Genomic DNA, 25,677 nt, shown 5'->3' with positions numbered 1-25,677 from the left:
AACACACCATGGCTCATAAAAAGGCAGGCGGTTCATCCCGCAACGGGCGCGATACGGCGGGCCGCCGTCTTGGCGTCAAGGCATTCGGCGGCGAAGCCGTGATTGCCGGCAACATCATCATCCGCCAGCGCGGCACCAAGGTTCACCCCGGCACCGGTGTTGGCATTGGCCGCGACCACACGATTTTCGCCGTCGTCAATGGCGTGGTGGCTTTCCGCCGCACCAAGGGCGACAGGCAGACCGTGTCCGTGATCCCGGCCGTCGCCGCGGAGTAACCGGCGGGCTCCCGATCATCTGCCGCCGGATCCACCGGTCCGGCGCGTGAAAGAACAAAGCGGAGAGGTGGAAAACCACCTCTCCGCTTTTTGTTTGGAAGACTGCCATGACGACGCTGACCACGGCCCGCCTCACCCTCCGCCCGCCGCAAGACGCCGATACGGACGAGCTGGTGCGCGGGCTTGGGAACTTCAACGTCTCGCGCTGGACGGGGCGCGTGCCCTATCCCTATGGGCCGGCGGACGCACAGGCGTTTCTGAGCCATTGCCAAACGCTCCCTGCGGATGCGCTGGTGCTGGTGATCCTGCGGCAGGGTGAAGCCATTGGCGTGATGGGCATCGAGCAGGGTGAACTCGGCTATTGGCTGGCGGAGCCGCACTGGGGCCAGGGCTACGGGACCGAGGCTGCCCGCGCCGTGACGGACCACGCCTTTATGGCATTGGGCCACACGCAGCTGGTTGCGAGCTATCACCAGGAAAATGAAGGCTCACGCCGCATTCTGCTGGGGCTGGGCTTCAGGAAGACGGGGGAGAGTTCGGCCTTTTCGAAGGCGCGGGGAGCGGAGGTTCCGATCATGTGCCTGGAACTGACGCAGGCGGACTGGGAAGCGGCGAAGGAGCGGAGGCGATGAGCCCCCGCACCTTCCGCAGATCAGAACACCTTGTTGACGTAGCTGGCCACCACGGTGCGGCGGCCGAGGCCGCCATTGTGCTTCGAGGCGGCAAGCCGGAGATTGCCGTCCGACGCGCCGATCGCGAGCGCCAAGTGGCGGAGGCCCCAATGGATGTTGGTGCGCGGGTCCAGCAGCGCGGCGCAATTGCCGCTGAAGCCGATGCCCTTGGCGGTGGCGCACTTCATCTGGAACACGCCATACTCACCGGCAGCGCCACGCATGTGCGAATTATAGTTGGATTCAACACGCGCGATGCGCAGCGCAAACCAGGTGGGAACGCCCTGCGCCGGCGCCATGGCCTTGATGAGCGAGATGACATTTCCCTGCGAGGCGTTGCTGGCCGGAACGGCAAGCGCGGCCGAGGTGCTGTAGGAGCGCTTGAGGCTGCGCGGCTTGGCTGCGCCATAGGCCACATGCACGCGCTTGCGGGCGGGAACGGACGCAACCCGCGAAGACCTGGCGAGACGCTTGGTGGAGGCCGTGTGCACGGGAGCACGGTGAACCGCAGAACGGCGGACCGATGCCCGCTTGACCGTTGCCCGATGGGGCGAGGACACACGCGTTGTATAGGACGTCTTGGTAACGGTGCCGTAGCAGTGAGTGGCGGCCCTGCAAGCCGCTTGCGCAGGTATTGCGGAAATGCCACCGAGTACAGCGGCAGCCAGAAGACCTGCAATCAATTGTTTCTTCATTTCTTGCCTTTCGTTATACACAAACAACACGGCGATGATCTGCGCTTTGAAGCCGATCATCTTGTCCCGAATGCTGCCCCTCGCAGCGAGGGCACCCGTAAATCTGCTAAATGTGGTCACAAGGCGGCAGAAATATTGCACTGCACCATCCGCAGGGAACCGTGGCGGATTCGCCACAGGGGACTAGGCGGCCTCCTCAACGCGCGTTACAAGGTTCCGTCATGAAATTCCTCGACCAGGCAAAGGTTTATGTGCGCTCCGGCGATGGGGGCGCAGGCTCCGTTTCGTTCCGGCGCGAAAAATTCATCGAAATGGGCGGCCCCGATGGGGGCGACGGTGGCAAGGGCGGCGATATCTGGATCGAGGCCGTCGATGGCCTCAACACGCTGATCGATTACCGCTACCAGCAGCATTTCAAGGCCGCGACCGGCGGCCATGGCATGGGCCGGCTGCGCGCCGGCGCCAATTCCGACGACATCGTGCTGAAGGTGCCCGTGGGGACCCAGGTGTTCGAGGAAGACAATGAAACCATGGTGGCGGACCTGGCCAAGCTCGGAGACCGCTTCCGCATTGCCAAGGGCGGCAATGGCGGTTTCGGCAATGCCTATTTCAAATCCTCCACCAACCGGGCGCCGCGCCACGCCAACCCCGGCCTGGAAGGCGAAGAGCGCTGGATCTGGCTCAGGCTGAAGCTGATTGCCGATGCGGGGCTCTTAGGACTTCCCAACGCCGGAAAATCGACCTTGCTTGCCGCCGTCTCCGCGGCGAAGCCCAAGATCGCGGACTATCCCTTCACCACGCTTCACCCGCAGCTGGGCGTCGTTCGGGTGGGAACCCAGAGCTTCGTGCTGGCCGATATTCCGGGCCTGATCGAAGGGGCGCATGAGGGCCACGGGCTCGGCACGCGCTTCCTCGGCCATGTGGAGCGCTGCGCGGTGCTGCTGCACCTGATCGATGTCACCAGCGAGGATCCGGTTGCGGATTACCGCGTGATCCGCAAGGAGCTTAAAGCCTATTCGCCGGAGCTGGCGGAGAAGCCCGAAGTGATTGCCTTCAACAAGACCGATCTTCTGCAGGATGACGAGATCGAGGTGAAGCTCAAGGACTTCAAGCGCCGTGCACGCAAGACGCCGATGCTGATGTCGGGCGCCACCACCAGGGGCGTTCCGGAGGCGATGAAGAAGCTACTGGAGGTGATCGACACGTCGCGCCGTGGTGGCCGCTCTGCCGATGAGCCGGGGGTTGAGACGGAGGAGTGGCGTCCGTGAAATCGCGGCTGGCGCAAGCCAAACGCATCGTCGTCAAGATCGGCTCCGCCCTGCTGGTGGATGCCAAGACCGGCACGATCAAAGCGTCCTGGCTCGCATCCCTGATTGACGATCTGGCAGATGCACGGGTGAGAGGGGCTGAGATCATCATCGTCTCCTCGGGCGCCATCGCGCTCGGCCGCCGCACCTTGGGCTTGCCCAAGGGAGCGCTCAAGCTCGAGCAGAAGCAGGCGGCCGCGGCCGTGGGCCAGATCACGCTGGCGCAAGCCTGGACGGAGGCGCTGCGCACCCGGAACATGGTGGCAGCCCAGGTGCTGGTGACCTTGACCGACACCGAGGAACGCCGCCGCTATCTGAACGCCCGCGCCACGCTTTCCACCCTGCTGGAACAGGGCGCGGTGCCGGTGATCAACGAGAATGACACGGTGGCCACCAGCGAAATCCGCTACGGCGACAATGACCGGCTGGCGGCAAGGGTCGCCTCCATGATGTCAGCCGATTGCCTGGTGCTCTTGTCCGACATTGACGGACTTTACACAGCACCCCCGAGCCAGAAGGGTGCGGTGTTCCTTCCCCTCGTCGAGGAGATTTCGCCCGAGGTTGAGGCGATGGCAGGGAAAGCCACCTCCGGCCTCGGCTCTGGCGGCATGATCACCAAGATCGAGGCTGGAAAGATCGCACTGGGTGCGGGCTGCAACATGGTGATCGCTTCGGGGCATGAAACGCACCCGCTGAAGCGCGTGCTTGAAGGTGCGCGCTGCACCTGGTTCGTGGCCAGCGCATCAGCCCTTCAATCCAGAAAGCGCTGGATTGCGGGAACGCTGCAGCCCATCGGCCACCTTGTGGTGGATGAGGGTGCTGCTGCTGCACTCGCCAAGGGCAAGAGCCTGCTGCCTGCCGGTGTGAAAAAGGTTGAGGGAAGCTTCACGCGTGGTGACACGGTTTCGATCGTTGCCCCCAACGGACGGGAAATTGCACGCGGGCTTGTGGCCTATGACGCCAATGACACGGCGAAGATTCTTGGCCTCAAATCCTCCGAGATTGAAAAGGTGCTTGGCTTCCGCGGGCGGGACGAGCTTATTCACCGTGACGACATGGTGCTGATGGGGTCAGAGCGCGCATGAACATGAATGTATCGAACCGCGAGCTGATGATGACGCTGGGCATTGCGGCGCGCCAGGCGGCGGGGCTGCTGGCGCTCGCACCCGCGCAGCAGAAAAATGAAGCCCTGCTGGCAATGGCTGCGAAGATCCGCCGCTCAGCCGCGGACATTCTGTCCGAGAACCAGCGCGACCTGGCCAATGCCGCAGCCAAGGATCTGAAAGCGAGTTTCATCGACCGCTTGACGCTGACCGAGCCCCGTCTTGAGGCGATGGCGCAGGGCCTGGAAGAAATTGCGGCACTTCCTGATCCGGTGGGCCAGGTGATGGCCAAATGGACGAGGCCCAACGGGCTTGAAATTTCCCGCGTGCGGGTTCCCATCGGGGTGATTGGCGTCATCTATGAATCGCGGCCCAATGTGACGGCGGACGCAGGGGGCCTGTGCCTCAAATCCGGCAATGCCGCGATCCTGCGCGGCGGTTCTGACGGCTTCCATTCCTCTGCCGCCATCATCGCCTGCCTGCAGCGCGGGCTTGACATCGCAGGCCTTCCGCGCACCGCGATCCAGATGGTACCCAATGCGGATCGGGATTGCGTGGGGCTGATGCTGGAAGGCCTCAACGGCACGCTGGATCTGATCGTGCCGCGCGGCGGCAAGAGCCTGGTGGCGCGCGTGCAGCAAGATGCCCGCGTGCCGGTGTTCAGCCATCTCGAGGGCATCTGTCATGTGTATGTGGACAAGGCGGCCGATCCCGACATGGCGAAGGCCATTGTGCTGAATGCCAAGATGCGGCGCACCGGCGTGTGCGGTTCGGCCGAGACAATCCTGATCGACCGCGAAGCCGCGGAACGAAACCTCAAGCCGATCATCCGTACGCTGATCGATGCCGGCTGCGAAGTGCGGGGCGATGCCCAGTCCATGGCGGCGGACCCGCGGGTGAAGCAGGCCAGCGAAGAGGACTGGGGCACGGAGTATGTCGATGCCATCGTCTCGATGAAGGTCGTTGACGGCATCGGCGATGCCATGGCCCATATTGCGCGCTATGGCTCCCAGCATACGGATTCGATCGTGACCGAGGACGAGGCTGCGGCCACGCGCTTCCTGACGCAAGTGGACAGCGCCATCGTGCTGCACAATGCCTCCACGCAATTTGCCGATGGCGGTGAGTTCGGCTTCGGTGCGGAAATCGGCATTGCCACGGGTAAGCTCCACGCGCGGGGGCCGGTGGGCGTGGAACAGCTCACCACCTTCAAATATCAGGTGCGGGGTTCAGGGCAGACACGCCCATGATGCTGAAAGCGCCCGCCTTCGGCCAGGGCCAACGCATTGGCCTGTTCGGCGGCTCCTTCAACCCCGCGCATTACGGCCACTACATGGTGGCACTTTATGCCATGAAGCGGCTGGAGCTCGATTGGGTGTGGTGGCTGGTCTCGCCCCAGAACCCGCTGAAGGACCCCACTGAGACCGGCGAATACAAGGCGCGCCTGGCCTATACGCGCAAGATTGCCAGGCACCCGCGCTTCATCGTCACCGACATCGAGAAGCAGATCGGCTCCCGCACCACGGCAGAAACGCTGCGGGCCTTGAATCCCATGCTGCGAAGGGCGCATTTCATGTGGATCATGGGGGCGGACAGCTTTGCCAATCTGCACCGCTGGCATGACTGGCTGGAAATTGTCGACACCCTGCCGCTCGCGGTGCTGGCCAGGCCCGGCTATTCGCTGCGGGCATTGGGTGGCCCCGCGGCATCACGCTTTGCCGAGTCCCAGGTGCCGGCGGACCGCGCGAGATCGCTCGTCACCATGAAGCCCCCCGCCTGGTGCTTCATCCCCATGCCGCTCAGGCCCGAAAGCTCAACGGCGATCCGCCTGAAGCGGCCGGCGATCCTTAACGTCTAGAGCCTGATCACGCGGCCCGTGCGGTTGATGGAGCGCTGGCGGAAGTGCTGGGGTGAGCGGAAGAAATTCTGGACGAGATCCAGCGGCACGGCATTGAGCTTCTCAGGCACGGGACGCTGCGCCAGCCGGTAATGATAGGCATAGTTGGACTTGTAATTCATGGTTCTGTTGCCAGTCCGCGCGAGGCGCTGGCCCGCGAGTTCGGCCAGGAGCACGCGGTCTCCCACAGCACCCCATTCGGGCGGCATCTGGCCCCACAGATGCCAAGCATATTCGCAAGCCCTGGTGAGGAGATAGCAGCTCGTGTCCACATGGTTGCCGCTTTCGTCTTCTTCATCGGGAACCTGCAGCTTGAAGCCGTCCGGCAGATAGATGTTGCGCCCCGAGACGACGGCCGTGGCACCCGTCTCGTGCTGGCGCTGCACCATGCGCTGAATGTGCTTGGGCTCATACCAATTGTCGGCATCGAGGAAGGCCACAGCGTCATACCCCTTGGCCAGCGCCACCATGGCGCCCACATAGCGCCCGGCATTGCCGCCATCGCCATGGCCAACGCCCAGCTCGATGTGAATTGCACCTGCTTGCCGCGCGATGTCATTTGAAAAGCCATCCGAGACGAGGATCAGATCACATGGGCTCGTCTGTGCGCGCACGCTGCCGATGGCGCGCTGAAGCTCGTGACCGGGCTCCTTGTAATAGGGGGTGACCACCGCCACGCGCCGGATGGGTTGCGCCCGGGGCAGAGGAAGCGTCCCGATGGTGAGGCCCAGCTGGCTGCGGAGCAGTGCTGCTTTGGCGGCGAAAGAGGCGAGATCGACTGTGGGCAGCGCCGCGTGGGCGCCGTTGAACGAGACCCCTCTGCGGCCCGCGAGGCCCAGCAGTCCCGCTGCGAGCTTCACCCGGTCTTCCAGCAGTTCTCCGCTGAGGGCGGACCACAGCGAGGCGAGGAAGGAGGCGCGCTCCGACAGGAAGAGCGTGTCATCCGCGGGGGCAGCACCGGTGACGAGGACGGCATCCGCACCCCCGCCGGCAAGCAGGGCGAGATGCTGTTCTGCCGCCTTCAGATCGGCAGCGCCAAGGGCCCGCAGCACACCCACGAGCCCACCCCCCTCCCCAAAGCAAAGCTGCAGCACAATCGATTCCGCATAGGCCAGCTGCGGGCGCGCGAGCGGCAGGCGGATGATGCGGTCAAAAGAGACCCCGCCCGGAAGCTCCGCCCCGTCGAGAAGGATCGCGTAGAGCCGCAGCTTGGGGTGAAGGGCCCGGAAGGAGGCGAGGGCCTCCTTATCCACCATCAGGTCCTCCCCCCATAGCGGCACGACGATGGCCGGCGCCGGAGCGCCCGCCTGCGGCAGGGGGTTGAGGCCGTCACTGCTTGTCATGAGACTGTGGCCACGCCTTTCAAGCCTTCAGCCTAGCCACTCTGCCACCCACTGAGCAACGCCCCTTGAATGGTGCAGCCGAACCCTTTACGTTGAAGACTGTTGTTCCACCACCGACGGCCACGTGACGTGCACGCGATCCAGAGACATTTCCGGAACCAAGGACCAGTCCACTGAAAGCTCCAGCGAGAAAGACCGCCGCCAAGAAACCTGCGGCCGGCGCCAAGTCCGCCAAGACCAAGCCCGCTCCGAAGAGCGCCAAGCCCGCCGCGAAGAAGACCTCCGCCACCAGCAAGGCGGCCTCTTCTGCGAAGGCAAAGCCTGCTTCGAAGGTGAAGGCCACCTCGACGGCGAAGCCTGCGTCCAAGCCTGCTTCCAAGTCCACATCCAAGGCTGCGCCGTCATCCAAGGCGAAGCCGGCCAGCCGGGCGAAGCCCACGGCAAGGACGAAGGCTGGCACAAGACCCACGCCCAAGACGGTGCATTACAGACGGCCCGCCCCCGTGGCGGACGACAAGCTCCCGCGCGCCGAGCCGCTGCCGGAGATTCCGGCCGAGCTGCTGGCAGATGGCCCCAAGGCGCAGAAGCCCCGGAAGCCGCGCGGCAAGAAGGCGCCGCCCCCCAAACCCGTGGGCGCGCTCGACATCATTCTGGCGCAGCTTGACGATGCCAAGGCCGAGCAGATCGTCACGCTGACCCTTGATGACAAGACCGCCGTGGCGGATGCGATGGTGGTGGCCTCAGGCCGCTCCAACCGGCATGTTGGCGCCATTGCCGACCAGCTGGTGCAGAAGCTGAAGGAGAAGGGCTACCGCGACTTGCGGATCGAAGGCATGCCACAGTGTGACTGGGTGCTGGTGGACGCAGGCGACGTCGTCGTCCACATCTTCCGGCCCGAGGTGCGGAGCTTCTACAATCTCGAGAAGCTGTGGTCCGCCCACACGCCGGACGACCGCCTGGCCATGTGAGGCCTTGAAACTTTCCGTCATCGCGGCCGGGCGGCTGAAGCCCGGCCCGGAAAAATCACTGGCTGACGACTATCTGACCCGCGCCCAGGGACTTGGCCGCAAATGCGGCATCTCGCGCATTGGCGTGACCGAATTCAATGAATCGCAGGCCTCTTCCGCCGCAGCGCGCATGACCGAGGAAGGACGCCTGATCGCCGGCACATTGCCGCCCAAGGCCTTCACCATCGTGCTGGATGAGCGCGGCAAGGCATTGCCGAGCGAAGCCTTCGCTGAGCTGCTGCGCCGCCACCTGGACGGCGGCACGGGCGACATGGCCTTCCTGATCGGCGGTCCCGACGGCCATGCGCCAGAGACCCGCGAGACGGCAGGACTTATCCTGAGCTTCGGCCCGATGACCTGGCCGCACCGGCTGATCCGCGTGATGCTGTTCGAGCAGCTTTACCGCGCCGTCACCATCATCGCGGGGCACCCTTATCACCGGGCGTAGAGCCTCGCGCCATCGGTTTAGGGCAGAACCCTCGAGTGGAAAGTCCGTCACCCCGGCGAAAGCGGGGATGACGGACAGATCTTAAGTTCAGCCCGTCGCCTACTTCAAAATCAGCGACATGAAGTTCACCCAGCCCCTGGTGCCGAGCATGGCTTGCGTCTGGGCGTCGAGGGTGACGGTGTCCATGCCTGCGGGCGGGATCGTCAGAATGGCCTCGTCAGAGGGGAGGTCGCCGCCGGCATCGACGTCGGTCAAGTAGAAATTGGCCGGCTTGTCGGTGTCGTTGATGATGTCCACCGTAAAGGTGAAGGTGACATTGCCGTCATAGCCGCCGCGCTTGTAGACAGGCATGGCCATCAGCTTCTGCTGGGCGGCCTGAAGCTGCGGCTCGTTCAGGAACAGGCCGACGGACAGCAGTTCGCGCGCGTGCTTGTTGTGCTTGAACACGGCAAAGCGGGCATTGTCATTGCCCAGAACATTGGCGAGAATCACCGCATCGGTCTGGCCGCCGTCGGTCTTCACCAGAGTGGTGGCCATCTGGAAGGTTCCGATGGCGCCGGTGGCGCCGCCGGGCGCGCAGGCCTGAAGCTGCAGCGGCACATCCGGCGTGGAGATGGTCTCAACCGCCATGCCGGCCTCATCCTGGCACCAGGCGGGGGTGATGAACTGGCCAGTCACCGCGGCTGCCACCGGAGAGGGCACGCCGGATTTAGCGACTTCGAGAATCTGCGACACGCGGATTGGCGTGCGGGTATCGATCTGGCAGCCGGTGAGGGCGATGGCGGCCACGCCAGCCGCGATGCCGGCAAGTAACGTCCTGCGAGTGATCATTCTTTGGTCTCCGTCAATGAGGGCGCGGCAAGAAGGCGCCGGCTGTTGCAGCGTTGTCCTTACAGTTACAGTAAGCTCGCGTCGAGGGTCTCGAGGGGGACGGACCCTCGAACGCGGCAAAGACGACGGACGATCAATCCTTCTTCAACATGGCATCCTGGAGCTTCTGCTTATCCGCCGCGCTCAGCACCGGGCGGTCAAGCGTCACCGTCAGCTTGTCGAGCTTGGCGGTGAGCGGGAACGGTGACTGATAATCGGTATCGTCCACGCCGGTGAGCGTATCGGACCCGATGTCGAAGCTCTCGTCCCACTGCAGGATCATGGGGAGCGTGCGCTCCATCGTCTGGGTATCAACCACCTTGCCGTCAACCGACAGGGTGCCGGTGCCGGGCCGGCCGACGCCGTCAAAATTGTTGAAGGCGAGAGTGCCCGCGCCCAGGCCGTCATATTTGAAGTCGAAGACCAGCGTGTGCTTGCCGGGAGACAGTGCATCCGGGCCCTGCCACTTGATGCGCTTCAGATCGACCATGTTCCACGTCCACACAGGCTTGCCCTGGAGGAGGTAGAAGCCATAGCCGCCGAAACGCCCGCCCGAGGTGAGGATCATGCCCTCGGCACCGCCCTGCGGCACCTCGATCTCCGCTGTCACCGTATAGGAGGTGTTGAGGAGAAGAGGCGAGTCGCCCTGTGGCAGGCCCACCATGGGCGTCGTGTAGACGAACTCGCTGCGGCCGGCCGTGAGGTTGGGGCGCGGCGCCACGATGCGGGCAGCCACCGAGGCATCGAGCGGCAGCACATTGTATTTCTTGGCTTCCTCGTAGAAGACCTGTTTCAGCGCCGCCACCTTTTCGGGATACTGGGCGGCGACATCCGTCACCTGCGAGTAATCGGTATTGAGGTTGTAGAGCTCCCACGTGACATTGTTGAGCGGATCGGGATTGGCGGGGCCGAAGGCCTCCCAAGGTGCGCGCGTCACCTTGGTGCTGAGGATCCAGCCATCCTGGTAGATGGCATGGTCTCCCATCATCTCGAAATACTGCGTGGTGTGGCGCGACGGGGCAGCGGCATTCGCCTTGTCGAAGGTATAGGCGAAGCTGGTGCCTTCGATGGGCGCTTGGCTGATGCCGTCCACCACCTCTGGCGCCGGAATGCCGGTGGCCTCAAGGATGGTCGGCACCACGTCGATCACATGCGAAAACTGCGGGCGGATGCCCCCCACATCCGTGATGTGGCCGGGCCAGGAAATGGCCATGCCCTGGCGCACACCACCCAGATGCGAGGCGATCTGCTTGAACCAGCTGAATGGCGTATCGAAGGCCCAGGACCAGGCCGCCGACATGTGATTGTAGGTCTTGTCAGTGCCCCACACGTCATAGAACTTCATCTGCACATCGACGGGCAGCATGTTGAGGCCGTTGAAGAAGGCCACCTCGTTGGGCGTGCCCAAAGGCCCGCCTTCCGCACTCGTGCCATTGTCGCCGTTGATATAGATGATCAGCGTGTTGTCGAGCTTGCCCATGTCCTCCACCGACTGGATGACGCGGCCGATCTCATGATCGGTGTAGGCGGCATAGGCGGCAAACACCTCGACCTGGCGGATGAACAGCTTCTTTTCGTCATCCGTGGTCTGAGCCCAGGGCTTCAGTATGTCTGAAGGCCAGGGCGAGAGCTGCGCATCCTGCGGAATGACGCCGAGCTTCTTCTGGTTGGCAAAGATCCGTTCACGGAGCTTTTCATAGCCATCGTCGAACAGGTGCATGGCGTGGATCTTGTCCACCCACTCCTGCGTCGGATGGTGCGGCGCGTGGGTGCCCCCCGGCACATAATAAAGAAAGAACGGCTTGGATGGCTGGATCTGGTTCATCCGGTTGAGGTAGTCGATGGCGTCATCCGCCATGCCGGTGGTGAGATTCCAGCCCGGCTTGCCCTCGAAGGGATAGATCTGCGTTGTGTTGCGGAACAGGTTGGGCTGCCACTGGTTGGTGTCGCCGCCCACGAAGCCATAGAAATATTCAAAGCCCATGCCGGAGGGCCACTGGTCGAAAGGCCCGGCCTGGCTGGCCTGGAAGGCCGGCACATTGTGGTCTTTTCCGAACCACGAGGTGGCATAGCCATTATCCTTCAGGATGCGCCCGATGGTGGCCATGTTGCGGCCAATGATGGAGTTGTAACCCGGGAAACCCGTCGACTGCTCCGAGATCACGCCGAAGCCCGCCGAATGATGGTTACGGCCGGTGATGAGGGCCGCGCGGGTGGGCGAGCACAATGCCGTCGAATGCATCTGGGTGTAGCGCAGGCCGCTGGCCGCCACACGGTCGAGCGCAGGGGTGGGAATGACGCCACCGAAGGTCGATGGCACGCCATAGCCTGAATCATCGGTCATGATCAGCAGCACGTTGGGCGCCTGCTTCGGTGGCACGATGCGCGGCTGCCACCAGGGTGTGGACTGCAATGCGCCATCCTTGATGACGCCGCCGAACGGCAGGGCCGGCGCCGGAAGCTGATTGCCCTTGATGGTCATCGTGGCATCGGGCGCACCCGACGTACCATTGATCTGCTGGGCCGCGGCGGGCCCGCACAGGGCCGCAAGCAGGCCAGCCGCCAGGAGGGCGATGCGGATTTTCATGACGATGCTCCTTCAGTGCCGTGTTCAATCGAGGATACGCTGGCCTCAGCGGCAAGTGTTTGCCATTTGGAGACAGCGGGGAGATGCACGTGCAGATTTTGCCGCCAGGCCGATGGTGACTTTCCCGTCCAGCGCCGAAACGCCCGCACGAAGGCGCTGGGCGTGCCGTAGCCCAGCGCGGCGCCCACATCAGCGATGGCAAGGCCCGTGCGGGCCAGAAGCTCCTGCGAGACGGCTTTGCGCACGTCGTCCTTGAGGGTCTCGAACGTCACGTTCTCGGCCTCGAGCCTTCGGCCAAAGGTGCGGGGGTGCATGTTGAGATGTGCGGCGACCTGCAGGTGGGAGGCCGCACCTGCAATGAGCAGCGGGCGCAGCGCATGGCGCACCCTGCTGGCGAAATCCGGATGGGTTTCGGCAAGCTTCTGCCGCATGGCCTGAACCAGATGTTCGTGCTGGAGCGGATCGGCGCTCGCGAGCCTGGTGCTCAGGCCACGCCTGGGCAGGATCAGGCAGGTCTGACCTTCATCGAAACGCACCGGACAGCGGAAAAATTGCCGGTAGGCCGCGGGATCGGCCGGTGCCGGGCGGCTCAGCAGAACTTCGACCGGCGTGACCGCGCCTTGCGTCAGGTCCCGGACCAGATTGAAGCCCACCGCAGCCGACACATCATAGACGTGGCTCGAGGCGAGATCCGGAATATAGACGCCGAAGCCGAAAGCATACTCCTCCCCCACGGGATGGAGCCAGGCGGCCGCGGCCGTGGAATTGGCCATCTGGAACCCCGCGAAGGTGCCAAGGGCACTTCCCAGCGTTTCACAGCTGGCCATGAGCTGCCCCAGGGGGCCCAGCGACAGATGGTTCTGGCCTTCGCCGATCCTGAGGCCGATCTCGGTATCCCCGGTCAGCCGGGAGGCGCGCTCCAGAATGGCCGAAATGACCGGAATTGGCAGCAGCGTTTCAGGCCGGAAGTCCTCCTCAGACACGGGAAGTCCGGCAATCACGCTGCTGAGCGGCACATGATGCGGCGCCAGCACATGGGGAAGGCAGGCCAGCGGACCGATGCGTTGAACTGGCACTTTCATGGGAGAGGACATGATAAAAAGGCTCTTCTCAAACCTCAACCAAGTCAACACCGGAAATTGTAACCGGTGGGCGGCCGGACATGATTAACGGATTGTAAATCGCCTCACGCGCAAAGCTGTGGGATCAGGCCCCCTCACACGAGTTTCACCGTCCCGACCCATGCGGCGTTTCGCAGTCTCATCCGCACTTCTGGCGCTGGCCCTGGCCGCTGCCTGCCCCGCGCAGGGCCAGGAGGAGCAGCAGCTTCAGACGCTGCAGCAGCAGCTGGAAGGCGGGAAAGCCAATGAAGCGCGGATCGCCGCCGAAATCGCCGCTGCCGTGAAGGCCCAGGACGAGGTGGCGGCAAAGCTCGCCGCCATTGCACAGCAGGTGCAGGCACAGGAAGCCGTGGTGGCCCAGAGCGAGGCCGAACTCGGAAAGCTGAAAGAAAGCCGCGTCACCATTCTGGCCGCACTGGGCGAGAAGCAGGACGTGCTCTCGGAACTCCTCGCCGGGCTGCAGCGGCTGGAGCAGAACCCGCCCCCTGCCCTGGTGGTGCAGCCGGGCGATATTCTCGCCGCCCTGAGAGGCGCCATGCTGCTGGGCACCATCGTCCCGGAACTGCAGGGCGAGGCAGAGGCCTTGACGGCCAAGCTCGACCAGCTGAAAGACATCGAGGCCACCATTACCCTGCGCAAGAACGAAGTGGCCCAGGAACTGGCCCGCCTTGCCGGGGAACGCGCCGACCTCGGCACGCTGGTGGCGCAGAAGCGCTCCCTCGTCAGCCAGGGCAATGCCGATCTTGAAAGCGAGCGCAAGCGCATGGCGGAGCTGGCGTCCAAGGCAAAGTCCCTGCAGCAGCTCCTTACCAAACTGTCGGACGCGCGCCAGAAGCAGCAGGCCCAGGCGGCCGAGGACCAGCGCCGGCGCGAACAGCAGGAAGCGCTGCTGCGCCAGCCGAAGCTGGCCTTCGCCGATGCCAGGGGAAAGCTTACCTTTCCGGCCCAGGGCCAGATCGTGCGCCGCTTCGGCGAGCCCGATGGCGTGGGCGGCACGACTCAAGGTGTGATGATCGCCACGAGGGGAGGCGCCCAGGTGACGGCTCCGGCCGATGGCAAGGTGGAATTCGCCGGATCCTTCCGCTCTTATGGACAAATGGTAATTTTAAACCCTGGCGGCGGCTATCGTGTACTGCTCTCGGGCATGGACAAGCTGACCGCAAGCGTGGGAGAGTTCCTCCGGGCCGGAGAACCGGTCGGAGAAATGGGTTCCGGCCCTGCTTCGGTCACACTTTTCGGTGAAGTGGTTCAGGACGGTCGGCCGGTGCTATATATCGAATTTCGAGATGGCACCGAGGCCATTGATTCAGGTCCCTGGTGGATTGGCGGTTTGAAAGAGGCGCGTGGATGAAGAAGAATACCCGATTGCAGAATTTCGGCCTGGTGCTGGCGGGCGCAGTGTCCGCCTCGCTCCTGTGGCATGCCTTTGGTGCCGCAGGTGCGGCCTCCAACGCCGACACCTACAAGCAGCTGAACCTGTTCGGCGATGTGTTCGACAGGGTGCGGGCCGATTATGTTGAAGAGCCCAACGAGCAGGAAATGATCGAGGCTGCCATCAACGGCATGCTCGCCTCGCTCGATCCGCACTCGAGCTACATGAACAAGAAGCAGTTCCAGGACATGAGCGTCCAGACCCGCGGCGAGTTCGGCGGCCTGGGCATTGAAGTGACCATGGAGAACGGCGTCATCAAGGTGGTCTCCCCCATCGACGAGACACCTGCTTCGCGCGCCGGCCTCATGGCCAATGACCTGATCATCAAGATCGACGGCCAGGACGTGACGGGCATGAGCCTGAACGACGCCGTCGACAAGATGCGCGGCAAGATCGGCACCGACATCGTGCTGACGATCCAGCGTCCCAACAAGGACCCCTTCGACCAGAAGCTGACGCGCGACAAGATCCGCGTGCAGTCTGTGAAGTACAATATCGAAGACAACGACATCGGCTATATCCGCATCTCCTCCTTCACGGAGCAGACGCAGGAGGGCCTTGAGAAGGCGATGGAGCACTTCCGCACCACCATGGGTGACAAGGTGAAGGGCTACATCATCGACCTTCGCAACGATCCGGGCGGTTTGCTGGACATGGCGATCTCGGTCTCCGACACCTTCATCGACAAGGGCGAGATCGTCTCGACCCGCGGCCGCCATGCGGATGAAACGCAGCGCTTCAACGCCACCAAGGGCGACCTGGCCAATGGCAAACCGGTCGTGGTGCTGATCAATGGCGGCTCGGCGTCTGCCTCTGAAATCGTGGCGGGTGCGCTGCAGGACCAGAAGCGCGCCACATTGATCGGTACACGGAGCTTCGGCAAGGGCTCGGTGCAGACCATCATCCCGCTGGGCGGCGAAGGTGCGTTGCGCTTGACCACGGCGCGCTATTATACGCCCGCCGGCCGGTCGATCCAGGCCAAGGGCATCGATGCAGATATCGTGATCGAGGAAGAACTGCCGCCCGAGCTCAAGGGCAAGAACGTGTCGACCGAGGGCGAAGCCGGCCTTCGCGGCCACCTCTCCAACGAAGGCGGCGGCGAAGAAGGCGGCGGCTCTTCGGCTTACGTTCCCGAGGACAAGACCAAGGACATGCAGCTTAAGGCGGCGATCGACTTCCTGAACGGGGTTAAGGTCGTGTCCAACGTCAAGCCCAAGGACGAGAAGCCCAAGGACGGCGCCGCCAAGGATACGACGGCGAACTGAGTCTTCGAAACCTATCACGAACGAAATACCCGGCCTTTGTGCCGGGTATTTTTTTGGGTGCTGGGTGCAGGAAGGCCCGTTGGGCAGGCCTCCCCAAACGGCTGATTCAGCAACTTATCCGCTAGGGTTAACAGCCCGTTAACGGTTGGCATTCGACACTTGGGGTCAATCGAATCATGCTGACCGTGAAGCAGAAAAACCCATGTCTCGTGATCTAATGCGCCGGCCGCTCAAGCGGCTCAGCCTTCGCCAGCGCCTATGGGCCAGACGGCCGGGGGCCTTCGCCGCGAGTGCCATCGCGCTGTTGTGCCTCTTTGGTGCCGGCGGCGTTGCACTGTCGCTGATCCCCCGGCCCTTTGCGGGAGAGCCCGTTCTGGTGGCGGCCATCCCCGAGGAAGCGGAGCTCGTCACTTCCTCGACCACCGTGGCGGAGGACCCGCCCGCCCCCGCAGAGGCCGCGCCCGAAGACGTGATCGACCAGAGCGCAGTCGAGATCCAGGGCGGGGAACCGCTGGACCAGGCGCCCGTGGCGGAGCCTGCCTACCAGCAGGAGGCGGCAATTTATGTGGCCATGCACCGGCCGCTGAAGAAGGCGCCGATTGACGCTGTGAGCGAAAAGACCAAGGACGGCGTGCTTCCGCGGATCGGGAAGAACGGCAAGAAACCCTTCAATGTCTATTCCCAGGTGACGCCCCTGGCGGTGACCAGCTCCGGCCGGCCCAAGATCACCCTGATCCTCGGCGGCATGGGACTGAACCCCAAGCTCACGCAGAAGGCCATCGACCTGCTTCCGGGCGACGTGACGCTGGGCTTTGCCCCTTATGGCGAGAACCTTCAGGCGCAGGTGAACAAGGCGCGCGCCCAGGGCCATGAAGTTCTGCTGCAGGTGCCGATGGAACCCGTGGGCTACCCCGGCACCAACCCCGGGCCCAACACGCTTCTGAGCGACGCGGCGCCGGAGAAGAACCTGGAGGCGCTGAAATGGCACATGAGCCGCTTCGCAGGCTATTCCGGCATCACCAATTACATGGGCTCGCGCCTGCTCTCGACCGAGGATGCGTTGCAGCCGGTCTTGAAGGAACTGAAATCCAGAGGATTGGTCTATCTCGAGGATTCCAGCGTCAGCCTCTCGATTTCACCCAAGGTCGGCAATGATTTGCGCCTGCCGATGCAGCGCGCCGAAATGGTGATCGACGCGGAGCCCACAGCGGCGGCGATCACCGCCGCGCTCGACAAGCTCGAACAGCAGGCCGCCGCGGACGGCTCCGCCATTGCCACGGGCTCAGGTCTCGACGTCACCATCGAAACAGTTGCCGAATGGGCCAAAACCTTGCAGGAGAAGGGCATATTGCTGGTGCCAGTCAGCACCGCCTACAAGGGAAGAGCCACCTGATGAAGACGCACCCCGAAATCACCGCCATGCGCGCCTGCGTGGGGGTGATGCTGCTGAACCCCCAAGGCCTGGTCTGGATCGGCCGCCGCTTCGACAAGTCCAACGAAGAGGGCGAAGGTTATTGGTGGCAGATGCCCCAGGGCGGCATCGACAAGGGCGAGGACGTGCGCGCCGCCGCCCTGCGCGAGCTCGCCGAGGAAACCGGCATCACCTCTGCCGAGGTCATCGCCGAATCAGCCCGCTGGTATGATTATGAGCTGCCCGCCCATCTGATCGGCGTGTCCTGGAAGGGCAAATACCGCGGCCAGACCCAGAAGTGGCTGGCGCTGCGCTTTACCGGCGATGAGAGTGAAATCGATTTGTCGCCTCCCGGCCAGGAGCAGGAATTCGACGCCTGGCGCTGGGCCCCGATGGATGAGCTCCTGAAGGTGATCGTGCCGTTCAAGCGCCAAGTGTACGAACAGGTGATCGCCGAATTCCGCCATCTGGGCAAGGTGTGACCCAGCCGTGCCCCATTTCATTTTCGATTGTGACGGCGTGCTGGTTGATTCCGAACCGCTCTCGATGCGGGTTGATGTGCAGATCCTCGCCGAGAATGGCGTGACGATGAGCGAAGCAGAGGCGCACCGGCGCTTCGTCGGCAAGACCTTCGCCGCCATGCTGGATGAGATCGCCACCGAATTCGGCGTGAGTTTTCCGGCGGATGCCTCGGACCACAAGGATCTGCGGCTCCTGAACCTCTACGAGACGGACCTGCGCGCGGTCGACGGGGTTCACGCGGCACTGGACGCCCTTGGCCCGCAGCATTTCAGCGTCGCCTCCAACTCGCCCTATGAGCGGGTGGAGGCTGCACTTCGGATCGCCGGTCTCACGCGCTTCTTCGGCAACCGCATCACCACCTTCGAGCATGTGGCGCGGGGAAAGCCGGAGCCGGACGTGTTCATCGAGGCGGCGAGGCGCGCGGGCTATCAACCCCAGGACTGTATCGTGATCGAGGATTCGGTGACCGGTGTGACCGCCGCCCACCGCGCGGGCTGCCGCGTGCTGGGCTTCACCGGCACCCACCCGCACCCTGCCGAACAGGCGCCGAAGCTTCTGGCGGCGGGCGCCAGGCGGGCCTTCTCGCACATGCGGGAACTGCCTGAACTTGCGGCAGAAAGAATGCTTTGACATTGGGTTCCGAAACGCCCATATGACGTCTGTCGCTTGGGGCCGATCCAAGGAATACGTGAGGCGCACCGCTGGTGCAGCCGTTCTGGCCCGAAGAAAAGCGACTCCCCCGAACATACCTTTCACGTGGGTAGGTTTCAGCGCCTGCCTTAGGCTGCATGGATCGTCCATGCCTGGCCTTTCGGACATGGTTTGCGCTGCCTACTGTTGTTCCGAATGATGAAAGACGATTCTGTGACCAGTTTTACTGACCTCCAGCTCTCCGAGCCCCTTCTCCGCGCATTGACCGCGGAAGGCTATGAGATGCCAACACCCATCCAGGCCCAGTCCATTCCCAGCCTTCTGGCGGGGAAGGACCTGCTCGGCATTGCCCAAACCGGCACCGGCAAGACGGCGGCCTTCGCACTCCCGATTCTGCAGAAGCTTGCCGCGCACCCCGAGCGCGCTGCCAAGGGCACCTGCCGGGCGCTGATCCTGTCCCCCACGCGTGAGCTTGCCGCTCAGATCGGCGAGAGCTTCCGTGTTTATGGCAAGTTCCTGAAGGTGACGCGCGCCGTTGTCTTCGGCGGCGTGTCGCTCTCGAAGCAGATCGACATTCTGCGCGGTGGCGTCGATGTCGTCGTCGCAACGCCAGGCCGTCTCGTGGATCTGATCGAGCGCCGGGCGCTCACCCTTTCAAAGGTCGAGATCTTCGTGCTCGACGAAGTTGACCAGATGCTGGACCTGGGCTTCATCCACGCGATCCGCAAGATCACCGGCATGCTGCCGTCCCAGCGCCAGAACCTGTTCTTCTCGGCCACCATGCCGAAGGAGATCGCAGGCCTTGCCAACAATTTGCTGACCGACCCCGTGCGTGTTGAAGTGGCGCCCGTCGCCACGACCGCCGAGCGCGTGAACCAGAGCGTGATCCATGTGGACCCCGCCAACAAGGCGAAGCTTCTTGTTGAACTGCTGCGCGACAACAACATGACGCGCACGCTGGTCTTTACCCGCACCAAGCATGGCGCGGACAAGGTGATGAAGAACCTCTCGGCTGCGGGCTATACCGCAGCGGCGATCCACGGCAACAAGAGCCAGAACAACCGCGAGCGCGCGCTTGCGGGCTTCAAGGCGGGCAAGATCCTCGTCCTCGTCGCCACCGACATTGCCGCCCGCGGCATCGACGTCGAGGCGGTGAGCCATGTGGTGAACTACGATCTCCCGCATGTGCCGGAATCCTACGTCCACCGCATCGGCCGCACCGCGCGCGCCGGCGCCGGCGGCTCAGCCATTGCCTTCTGCACGCCGGAAGACCGTGGCCTGCTGCGCGACATCGAGAAGACCATCCGCACCCAAGTGCCGGTGGCGGAACATGCGCTGGGCCTCAAGGGCGTGCAGGCGCTTGCCCCCACCTTCGGCTGGAACCCGGCCGGCAAGGACAAGCCGTCAGGCGCCAAGCCGCATCACCGCGGCCAGAAGCCCAACCGCAATCACTCTGCCGGCAACGGCCAGGGCAAGCCGCAGGGTGCGAAACCGCAGGGCCAGCGCCCCCAGGCGGGTTCGGCTCCCAAGCGTGACGGCGGCGGCCAGCAAACCCCGCGCCGCACCGGCGGCGGCACCAGCTGGATGACCCAGCTCGGCGACCGCCAGAGCTAAACCGAACATCAGAGATGATAGAGCCCGCCGGAAACGGCGGGCTCTTTTTTGTTAGGCGTCCATGTGGAGTACGCCTTGGTCCAGCGCGTCCCCTCAAAACAAAATCGCCGGGGAATGCCCCGGCGATTTGAGAAAGATGCGTGACGCGCGGCTCAGATCGATGTCTGCAGCGCCCGCAACTGGTCGATGGCTTCGGTTGCCTTGCGGGTGGCCTCGCCGGGCTTGGCGCTGGCGAGATCCGCCTCGGCCGCCTGGATCTGGCGGGCCAGCGCATCTGCGGTGAATTCTGCCATGGGAATGGCGACTTCCGCCAGAAGTGTGAGGCCTTGCGGGTTCACTTCCGCCATGCCGCCGCGCACGAAGATGCGCTCGGTGGCGCCGCCGTCACGCGTGACGGTAACGATGCCGGGCCGCAGGGTGGAGAGGAGCGGCGAGTGGCCCGGATAGATGCCCATCTCGCCCTCGGTTCCCGGCAGCGTGACCGAAGCCACATCGCCGGAGAACAGAAGCCGCGCCGGGCTTACGAGTTCGAAATGAAGAGCCATCAATCGTCTACCTTCTTCTTGATCTCGGCAATTGTTTGCAATTCTATTCCGCAGAACGGACAGAACAGCAACGCCTGATCAAACCATCCTATTCCGCCGTCATCAATCTGTACGTAGCCTACCGAAAGGTAAGCAACACCATTTTCTTGCACAGCGAAGGTTGAGTTCGGTACTTCAGCCAAAGAGCGACGCAGATTGTCGCAGCAAAATGCATCGTTCTTGGGCCACATATGTTTACGCTGCCTCGGCGGCGAGGCGCTTGGCCTTCTCGACCGCCTGCTCGATGGTGCCCACCATGTAGAAGGCGGGCTCCGGCAGATGGTCGTAGTCGCCATCGCAGAGGCCCTTGAAGCCCTTGATGGTGTCTTCGAGCTTGACCTGCACGCCGGGCGAACCGGTGAACACGGCCGCGACGTCGAAGGGCTGCGACATGAAGCGCTCGATCTTGCGGGCGCGGGCCACCGTCAGCTTGTCCTCTTCCGAGAGCTCGTCCATGCCGAGAATGGCGATGATGTCCTGGAGCGCCTTGTAGCGCTGCAGGATGGCCTGCACGCGCCGCGCCGTCTGGTAATGCTCTTCACCGACGATGCGCGGGTCCATCATGCGCGAGGTGGAGTCGAGCGGGTCGACGGCGGGGTAAATGCCCTTTTCGGCGATGGAGCGCGACAGCGTGGTGGTTGCGTCCAAGTGGGCGAAGGAGGTGGCAGGTGCGGGGTCGGTCAAGTCGTCGGCCGGCACGTAAATCGCCTGCACCGAGGTAATCGAACCCTTGGTTGTCGTCGTGATGCGCTCCTGCAGATTGCCCATGTCGGTGGCGAGCGTCGGCTGATAGCCCACGGCGGACGGGATGCGGCCCAGAAGGGCGGACACTTCAGAACCGGCCTGGGTGAAGCGGAAGATGTTGTCCACGAAGAACAGCACGTCCTGGCCCTGGTCACGGAAGTGCTCGGCAACGGTCAAGCCCGAAAGCGCCACGCGCATACGCGCACCCGGTGGCTCGTTCATCTGGCCGAACACGAGCGCGCACTTCGACTTCACATTCGGGTCCGGATTGTGCGGATCGGCGTTCACCTTGGATTCGATGAACTCGTGATAGAGGTCGTTTCCTTCACGCGTGCGCTCACCCACGCCGGCGAACACGGAGTAACCACCGTGCGTCTTGGCGACGTTGTTGATGAGCTCCTGAATGAGCACGGTCTTGCCCACGCCAGCGCCGCCGAACAGGCCGATCTTGCCGCCCTTGGCGTAAGGCGCCAGCAGGTCGACGACCTTGATGCCGGTGACGAGGATCTGCGCTTCCGTCGACTGGTCGACGAAATCAGGCGCCGGCGCATGGATGGGGCGGCGGAGCGTGGTCTTGATGGGACCGGCTTCATCAATCGCCTCGCCGATCACGTTCATGATGCGGCCCAGCGTTTCCTCGCCCACCGGAACCGAGATCGAGCTTCCGGTGTTGGTGACGGCCTGGCCGCGCACCAGGCCTTCAGTCGAGTCCATGGCGATCGTACGGACGGTGTTCTCGCCCAGATGCTGCGCCACTTCGAGAACGAGGCGGTTGTCGCCGTTCATCGTCTCGAGCGCGTTGAGAATTTCCGGAAGTTCACCGTCAAAGGCGACGTCGACGACGGCGCCGGTGACCTGGGTGATGCGGCCGGTTGCGGCCTCGCTATGTGCCATATGTCTGATCCTTCCCGTGTTCGCTTAGAGCGCCTCGGCGCCCGAAATAATTTCGATGAGTTCCTTGGTGATCTGCGCCTGGCGCTGGCGGTTGTACTTGATCGACAGCTTGTTGATCATGTCACCGGCGTTGCGCGTGGCATTGTCCATGGCGCTCATGCGCGCACCCTGTTCGGACGCCGCATTCTCGAGCAGGCCACGGAAAACTTGAACCGCGATGTTGCGCGGCAGAAGATCGGCCAGGATTTCGCCCTCTTCGGGCTCTGCTTCGTAAACGGCACCACCCAGATCGGCGGGTGCCGCACCCGAAACATCGGCCGGGATCAGGCGCAGCGCTGTTGGCTTCTGCGAAATCACCGATTTGAACTCGGAGAAGAACAGGGTGGCCACATCAAATTCGCCATTGTGGAACATGGCCAGCACCTTCTGGGCGACCAGCTGCGCCTCGGCGAAGGACATCGCCTTCACACCGCGGAAATCCACGTGCTCGACAATGTACTTGCCATAGAGCCGCTTCAGCGCGTCATTGCCCTTCTTGCCGACGGTGAAGATCTTCACCGTCTTGCCCTGGGCGATCAGGCGGTCTGCATGTTCGCGGGCGAGCTTGGCGATTGAAGAGTTGAAGCCGCCACAAAGGCCGCGCTCGGCCGTGGCTACGATCAGCAGATGCGTGTCGCTGAAGCCCGTGCCGGTGAGGAGCGTGGGCGCACCCGCCTGGCCCTGCATAGCATTTGCGAGATTGCCGATGACGGCCGACATGCGCGCCGAATAGGGGCGCGCGGCGACGGCCGCTTCCTGTGCGCGGCGCAATTTCGCCGCGGCCACCATCTGCATAGCCTTGGTGATCTTGCGTGTCGCCTTCACCGAGGCGATGCGGTTTCGTAAGTCCTTGAGACTTGCCATCGGGGTCTATGCCTTAAGCAAAGGACTTGGCGAAGGTTTCAACCGCGGACTTGAGCTTCGGCATGTTGGCATCCGAAATCGCCTTCTCGGTGCGGATCGCATCGAGCAATTCCGGGTGCTTGTCGCGCACGAAACGCAGCAGGCCTTCTTCGAAGGGCTTCACCTTGTTGACCGGCAGCGGATCAAGATAGCCGTTGACGCCGGCATAGATCGAGACCACCTGCTCTTCGGTCTTCATGGGCGAGAACTGGCCCTGCTTCAGAAGCTCCGTCAGCCGGGCGCCGCGGTTGAGCAGGCGCTGGGTGGAGGCATCGAGATCCGAGCCGAACTGCGCGAAGGCCGCCATTTCACGATACTGCGCGAGCTCGCCCTTGATCTTGCCGGCAACCTGCTTCATCGCCTTGGTCTGGGCGGCGGAGCCGACGCGCGACACCGAGAGGCCGACGTTCACGGCGGGGCGGATGCCCTGGTAGAACAATTCGGTTTCAAGGAAGATCTGACCGTCGGTGATCGAGATGACGTTCGTCGGGATATAGGCCGACACGTCATTGGCCTGGGTTTCGATGACGGGGAGTGCGGTGAGCGAACCGCCGCCCAGCGTATCGTTCATCTTGGCCGCACGCTCCAGCAGGCGGGAATGGAGATAGAACACGTCACCCGGATAGGCTTCGCGGCCCGGCGGGCGGCGGAGCAGCAGCGACATCTGACGGTAGGCCACGGCCTGCTTCGAGAGATCGTCATAAGCGATCAGCGCATGCATGCCATTGTCACGGAAATATTCACCCATGGTGCAGCCGGCAAACGGTGCCAGATACTGCAGCGGGGCAGGGTCGGACGCGGTGGCGGCGACGATGATCGAATACTCGAGAGCGCCATTGTCTTCCAGCACCTTGACGAACTGGGCCACCGTGGACCGCTTCTGGCCGCAGGCGACATAGACGCAATAGAGCTTGTCCTTCTCAGGACCCGTGATGTGGATGGGCTTCTGGTTCAGGATCGTGTCGAGGATGATGGCGGTCTTGCCGGTCTGGCGGTCACCAATCACCAGCTCGCGCTGGCCGCGGCCGATGGGGATCAGCGCGTCGATGGCCTTGAGGCCTGTCGACATCGGCTCGTTCACCGACTTTCGCGGGATGATGCCCGGCGCCTTCACGTCCACGCGCTTGAACTGCTTGGCGTTGATCGGGCCCTTGCCGTCAATCGGGTTGCCGAGCGGGTCGACCACGCGGCCGAGGAGTTCCTTGCCGACCGGCACCTCCACGATGGCGCCGGTGCGCTTGACGGTGTCGCCTTCCTTGATCTCACGGTCGGACCCGAAGATCACGATGCCGACGTTGTCGGTTTCGAGGTTGAGGGCCATGCCCTTCATGCCATTGCCGAACTCGACCATTTCGCCGGCCTGCACATTGTCGAGGCCGTAGGCGCGAGCAATACCGTCACCCACGGACAGCACCTGGCCGATTTCAGATACCTGGGCTTCCTGGCCGAAGTCCTTGATTTGCTTTTTGAGGATTGCGGAAATTTCGGCGGCGCGAATGTCCATCAGGCGGTTCCCTTCATGGCGATCTTGAGAGATTGGAGCTTGGTCTTCAGCGAATTATCCATCATGCGGGAGCCCACCTTGACGATGAGGCCGCCGAGGATCGAGCTGTCGACCCGTGTCGTGAGCAGGACGTCACGGCCAAGCGAGCTCTTGAGCGCGGCCTTGAGGTCCGAAAGTTGCGTGGCCGAGAGCGGCTCGGCCGAAGTGACTTCGCCTGCCACTTCGCCCTTGGAATTGGCGAGAAGCGTGGCATAGGCCTTGATCATCTCCGGAAGGGCGCTGAGGCGGCGGTTCCGGGCGACGAGCTTGAGGAAGTTGAGCGTGGCGCCGGTCGTGCCGATCTGGGCTGCAACGGCAGTCAGCGCCGCCACCTGGTCCTCCGAAGAGAACACCGGCGAGCGGACGAGGCGTGTGAGATCCGCCGACTGGTCCAGCGCCGCGGCGAATTGATTGAGTTGGCGGCTCACCTCTTCGGTGGCCTTTTCCTCGCTCGCGAGTTCAAACAGGGCGCTCGCATAGCGGCCCGGAACTCCGGATACTGTCTGGTCTGTGCTCGCCACGATCCGTCTTTCAGTTTGCAGGCTCCGCCTTTCGAAAAGGCGTTCTGCCGCATGAATGTCTGGGAGGCGGGCCATGCACAAGGGCATGCCCACGGGCCGGGGCCCCCGCCCCGCCGCGCGCGTTGGCTATCACATGGAAAACGGACTCGCAACCACGTTCGCGAGGGCGGATTGCCGCGATGGCCCGGTGCTGCGGTTTGATGACCCAACATCGGCTGTGGAGGCCTGGC

Annotated in this window: 26 protein-coding genes; 14 read left to right on the top strand and 12 right to left on the bottom strand. The window is 63.5% G+C overall.

Annotated elements, in window-relative coordinates:
• The first annotated feature begins 8 nt into the window (after positions 1-8).
• Together rpmA and ACO06F_RS13655 are read left to right on the top strand one after the other, a co-directional pair.
• Complete coding sequence (gene rpmA, locus ACO06F_RS13660) at positions 9-275, top strand: 50S ribosomal protein L27 (RefSeq protein ID WP_421693302.1); 267 nt, start codon at positions 9-11, stop codon at positions 273-275.
• A 107-nt stretch (positions 276-382) separates the two neighbouring features.
• Entirely contained in the window at positions 383-907 is a 525-nt protein-coding gene (locus ACO06F_RS13655) for a GNAT family N-acetyltransferase (RefSeq protein WP_421693301.1), read from the top strand.
• A gap of 20 nt (positions 908-927) precedes the next feature.
• Here ACO06F_RS13655 and ACO06F_RS13650 read toward each other — a convergent pair whose 3' ends face one another.
• Positions 928-1,641, bottom strand: coding sequence for a transglycosylase SLT domain-containing protein (locus ACO06F_RS13650; RefSeq protein ID WP_421693300.1), 714 nt, complete (start codon positions 1,639-1,641; stop codon positions 928-930).
• Between the two features lie 221 nt (positions 1,642-1,862).
• Here ACO06F_RS13650 and obgE point away from each other — a divergent pair, with 221 nt between their 5' ends.
• From obgE to ACO06F_RS13630, 4 genes are read left to right on the top strand one after another with little or no spacing between them, the layout of a single operon-like run.
• Positions 1,863-2,909 carry a GTPase ObgE gene (obgE, locus tag ACO06F_RS13645; protein ID WP_421693299.1) on the top strand — a complete coding sequence of 349 codons (1,047 nt, stop codon included), beginning with the start codon at positions 1,863-1,865 and terminating at the stop codon, positions 2,907-2,909.
• Positions 2,897-4,033, top strand: a complete 1,137-nt coding sequence (proB, locus tag ACO06F_RS13640) for a glutamate 5-kinase (protein ID WP_421693298.1) — start codon at positions 2,897-2,899, stop codon at positions 4,031-4,033. Before obgE ends, proB begins: the two co-directional genes overlap by 13 nt.
• Positions 4,030-5,301 carry a glutamate-5-semialdehyde dehydrogenase gene (locus ACO06F_RS13635; RefSeq protein ID WP_421693297.1) on the top strand — a complete coding sequence of 424 codons (1,272 nt, stop codon included), beginning with the start codon at positions 4,030-4,032 and terminating at the stop codon, positions 5,299-5,301. Before proB ends, ACO06F_RS13635 begins: the two co-directional genes overlap by 4 nt.
• Entirely contained in the window at positions 5,298-5,909 is a 612-nt protein-coding gene (locus ACO06F_RS13630) for a nicotinate-nucleotide adenylyltransferase (protein ID WP_421693296.1), read from the top strand. The genes ACO06F_RS13635 and ACO06F_RS13630 overlap by 4 nt, the downstream gene beginning before the upstream one ends.
• On the opposite strand, the gene ACO06F_RS13625 is transcribed toward ACO06F_RS13630, so the two are convergent.
• Complete coding sequence (locus tag ACO06F_RS13625; RefSeq protein WP_421693295.1) at positions 5,906-7,291, bottom strand: glycosyltransferase family 2 protein; 1,386 nt, start codon at positions 7,289-7,291, stop codon at positions 5,906-5,908. The two genes, ACO06F_RS13630 and ACO06F_RS13625, sit on opposite strands and share 4 nt — an antisense overlap.
• Before the next feature lie 19 nt (positions 7,292-7,310).
• Positions 7,311-7,751, bottom strand: coding sequence for a hypothetical protein (locus ACO06F_RS13620; RefSeq protein WP_421693294.1), 441 nt, complete (start codon positions 7,749-7,751; stop codon positions 7,311-7,313).
• A gap of 43 nt (positions 7,752-7,794) precedes the next feature.
• Between ACO06F_RS13620 and rsfS the strand changes: the two genes are divergently transcribed.
• Positions 7,795-8,259: a ribosome silencing factor gene (gene rsfS / locus ACO06F_RS13615; protein WP_421693293.1), complete on the top strand. Its 465-nt coding sequence runs from the start codon at positions 7,795-7,797 to the stop codon at positions 8,257-8,259.
• 4 nt (positions 8,260-8,263) lie between these two features.
• The gene (rlmH, locus tag ACO06F_RS13610; protein WP_421693292.1) at positions 8,264-8,746 is read left to right on the top strand and encodes a 23S rRNA (pseudouridine(1915)-N(3))-methyltransferase RlmH; all 483 of its coding nucleotides are present in this window, start codon (positions 8,264-8,266) and stop codon (positions 8,744-8,746) included.
• 99 nt (positions 8,747-8,845) lie between these two features.
• On the opposite strand, the gene ACO06F_RS13605 is transcribed toward rlmH, so the two are convergent.
• From ACO06F_RS13605 to ACO06F_RS13595, 3 genes are all read right to left on the bottom strand, one after another.
• On the bottom strand, positions 8,846-9,577 hold the full coding sequence (locus ACO06F_RS13605; RefSeq protein ID WP_421693291.1) for a hypothetical protein: 732 nt from the start codon (positions 9,575-9,577) through the stop codon (positions 8,846-8,848).
• 133 nt (positions 9,578-9,710) lie between these two features.
• Complete coding sequence (locus ACO06F_RS13600) at positions 9,711-12,203, bottom strand: arylsulfatase (RefSeq protein WP_421693290.1); 2,493 nt, start codon at positions 12,201-12,203, stop codon at positions 9,711-9,713.
• Positions 12,200-13,285: an AraC family transcriptional regulator ligand-binding domain-containing protein gene (locus tag ACO06F_RS13595; protein WP_421693289.1), complete on the bottom strand. Its 1,086-nt coding sequence runs from the start codon at positions 13,283-13,285 to the stop codon at positions 12,200-12,202. Before ACO06F_RS13595 ends, ACO06F_RS13600 begins: the two co-directional genes overlap by 4 nt.
• 160 nt (positions 13,286-13,445) lie before the next feature.
• On the opposite strand from ACO06F_RS13595, the gene ACO06F_RS13590 reads away from it, so the two are divergent.
• From ACO06F_RS13590 to ACO06F_RS13565, 6 genes are all read left to right on the top strand, one after another.
• Positions 13,446-14,675, top strand: coding sequence for a murein hydrolase activator EnvC family protein (locus ACO06F_RS13590; protein WP_421693288.1), 1,230 nt, complete (start codon positions 13,446-13,448; stop codon positions 14,673-14,675).
• A complete protein-coding gene (locus tag ACO06F_RS13585; RefSeq protein ID WP_421693287.1) occupies positions 14,672-16,021 on the top strand; it encodes a S41 family peptidase in 1,350 nt (449 codons plus the stop codon). Before ACO06F_RS13590 ends, ACO06F_RS13585 begins: the two co-directional genes overlap by 4 nt.
• 202 nt (positions 16,022-16,223) lie before the next feature.
• The gene (locus tag ACO06F_RS13580; RefSeq protein WP_421693286.1) at positions 16,224-17,414 is read left to right on the top strand and encodes a divergent polysaccharide deacetylase family protein; all 1,191 of its coding nucleotides are present in this window, start codon (positions 16,224-16,226) and stop codon (positions 17,412-17,414) included.
• The gene (locus ACO06F_RS13575; protein WP_421693285.1) at positions 17,414-17,914 is read left to right on the top strand and encodes an RNA pyrophosphohydrolase; all 501 of its coding nucleotides are present in this window, start codon (positions 17,414-17,416) and stop codon (positions 17,912-17,914) included. Before ACO06F_RS13580 ends, ACO06F_RS13575 begins: the two co-directional genes overlap by 1 nt.
• A gap of 7 nt (positions 17,915-17,921) precedes the next feature.
• Positions 17,922-18,584, top strand: coding sequence for an HAD family hydrolase (locus ACO06F_RS13570; RefSeq protein WP_421693284.1), 663 nt, complete (start codon positions 17,922-17,924; stop codon positions 18,582-18,584).
• A gap of 234 nt (positions 18,585-18,818) precedes the next feature.
• Positions 18,819-20,219 carry a DEAD/DEAH box helicase gene (locus ACO06F_RS13565; protein ID WP_421693283.1) on the top strand — a complete coding sequence of 467 codons (1,401 nt, stop codon included), beginning with the start codon at positions 18,819-18,821 and terminating at the stop codon, positions 20,217-20,219.
• Positions 20,220-20,371: 152 nt separating this feature from the next.
• On the opposite strand, the gene ACO06F_RS13560 is transcribed toward ACO06F_RS13565, so the two are convergent.
• The 6 genes from ACO06F_RS13560 to ACO06F_RS13535 are packed head-to-tail and all read right to left on the bottom strand — an operon-like array spanning position 20,372 to position 25,447.
• Positions 20,372-20,764, bottom strand: a complete 393-nt coding sequence (locus ACO06F_RS13560) for a F0F1 ATP synthase subunit epsilon (protein ID WP_421693282.1) — start codon at positions 20,762-20,764, stop codon at positions 20,372-20,374.
• A complete protein-coding gene (locus tag ACO06F_RS13555) occupies positions 20,764-20,994 on the bottom strand; it encodes a hypothetical protein (RefSeq protein ID WP_421693281.1) in 231 nt (76 codons plus the stop codon). Before ACO06F_RS13555 ends, ACO06F_RS13560 begins: the two co-directional genes overlap by 1 nt.
• A gap of 4 nt (positions 20,995-20,998) precedes the next feature.
• Entirely contained in the window at positions 20,999-22,441 is a 1,443-nt protein-coding gene (gene atpD / locus ACO06F_RS13550) for a F0F1 ATP synthase subunit beta (RefSeq protein WP_421693280.1), read from the bottom strand.
• A 24-nt stretch (positions 22,442-22,465) separates the two neighbouring features.
• Positions 22,466-23,344 carry a F0F1 ATP synthase subunit gamma gene (locus tag ACO06F_RS13545; protein WP_421693279.1) on the bottom strand — a complete coding sequence of 293 codons (879 nt, stop codon included), beginning with the start codon at positions 23,342-23,344 and terminating at the stop codon, positions 22,466-22,468.
• 13 nt (positions 23,345-23,357) lie between these two features.
• On the bottom strand, positions 23,358-24,887 hold the full coding sequence (gene atpA / locus ACO06F_RS13540) for a F0F1 ATP synthase subunit alpha (RefSeq protein WP_421693278.1): 1,530 nt from the start codon (positions 24,885-24,887) through the stop codon (positions 23,358-23,360).
• Complete coding sequence (locus ACO06F_RS13535; RefSeq protein ID WP_421693277.1) at positions 24,887-25,447, bottom strand: F0F1 ATP synthase subunit delta; 561 nt, start codon at positions 25,445-25,447, stop codon at positions 24,887-24,889. Before ACO06F_RS13535 ends, atpA begins: the two co-directional genes overlap by 1 nt.
• Between the last annotated feature and the right edge of the window lie 230 nt (positions 25,448-25,677).

This window comes from Aestuariivirga sp. (genome assembly GCF_965227715.1).
GTDB lineage: Bacteria > Pseudomonadota > Alphaproteobacteria > Rhizobiales > Aestuariivirgaceae > Aestuariivirga.
This window is presented reverse-complemented; position numbering and strand designations above follow the sequence as displayed.

What these genes read in the sequence shown, in the direction of transcription:
- rpmA (WP_421693302.1), top strand. Translation starts at nt 9, where the DNA reads ATGGCTCATAAAAAGGCAGGCGGTTCATCCCGCAACGGGCGCGATACG.
- ACO06F_RS13655 (WP_421693301.1), top strand. Translation starts at nt 383, where the DNA reads ATGACGACGCTGACCACGGCCCGCCTCACCCTCCGCCCGCCGCAAGAC.
- ACO06F_RS13650 (WP_421693300.1), bottom strand. Translation starts at nt 1,641, where the DNA reads ATGAAGAAACAATTGATTGCAGGTCTTCTGGCTGCCGCTGTACTCGGT.
- obgE (WP_421693299.1), top strand. Translation starts at nt 1,863, where the DNA reads ATGAAATTCCTCGACCAGGCAAAGGTTTATGTGCGCTCCGGCGATGGG.
- ACO06F_RS13635 (WP_421693297.1), top strand. Translation starts at nt 4,030, where the DNA reads ATGAACATGAATGTATCGAACCGCGAGCTGATGATGACGCTGGGCATT.
- ACO06F_RS13630 (WP_421693296.1), top strand. Translation starts at nt 5,298, where the DNA reads ATGATGCTGAAAGCGCCCGCCTTCGGCCAGGGCCAACGCATTGGCCTG.
- ACO06F_RS13625 (WP_421693295.1), bottom strand. Translation starts at nt 7,291, where the DNA reads ATGACAAGCAGTGACGGCCTCAACCCCCTGCCGCAGGCGGGCGCTCCG.
- ACO06F_RS13605 (WP_421693291.1), bottom strand. Translation starts at nt 9,577, where the DNA reads ATGATCACTCGCAGGACGTTACTTGCCGGCATCGCGGCTGGCGTGGCC.
- ACO06F_RS13600 (WP_421693290.1), bottom strand. Translation starts at nt 12,203, where the DNA reads ATGAAAATCCGCATCGCCCTCCTGGCGGCTGGCCTGCTTGCGGCCCTG.
- ACO06F_RS13595 (WP_421693289.1), bottom strand. Translation starts at nt 13,285, where the DNA reads ATGAAAGTGCCAGTTCAACGCATCGGTCCGCTGGCCTGCCTTCCCCAT.
- ACO06F_RS13590 (WP_421693288.1), top strand. Translation starts at nt 13,446, where the DNA reads ATGCGGCGTTTCGCAGTCTCATCCGCACTTCTGGCGCTGGCCCTGGCC.
- ACO06F_RS13585 (WP_421693287.1), top strand. Translation starts at nt 14,672, where the DNA reads ATGAAGAAGAATACCCGATTGCAGAATTTCGGCCTGGTGCTGGCGGGC.
- ACO06F_RS13580 (WP_421693286.1), top strand. Translation starts at nt 16,224, where the DNA reads ATGTCTCGTGATCTAATGCGCCGGCCGCTCAAGCGGCTCAGCCTTCGC.
- ACO06F_RS13575 (WP_421693285.1), top strand. Translation starts at nt 17,414, where the DNA reads ATGAAGACGCACCCCGAAATCACCGCCATGCGCGCCTGCGTGGGGGTG.
- ACO06F_RS13560 (WP_421693282.1), bottom strand. Translation starts at nt 20,764, where the DNA reads ATGGCTCTTCATTTCGAACTCGTAAGCCCGGCGCGGCTTCTGTTCTCC.
- ACO06F_RS13555 (WP_421693281.1), bottom strand. Translation starts at nt 20,994, where the DNA reads ATGTGGCCCAAGAACGATGCATTTTGCTGCGACAATCTGCGTCGCTCT.
- atpD (WP_421693280.1), bottom strand. Translation starts at nt 22,441, where the DNA reads ATGGCACATAGCGAGGCCGCAACCGGCCGCATCACCCAGGTCACCGGC.
- ACO06F_RS13545 (WP_421693279.1), bottom strand. Translation starts at nt 23,344, where the DNA reads ATGGCAAGTCTCAAGGACTTACGAAACCGCATCGCCTCGGTGAAGGCG.
- atpA (WP_421693278.1), bottom strand. Translation starts at nt 24,887, where the DNA reads ATGGACATTCGCGCCGCCGAAATTTCCGCAATCCTCAAAAAGCAAATC.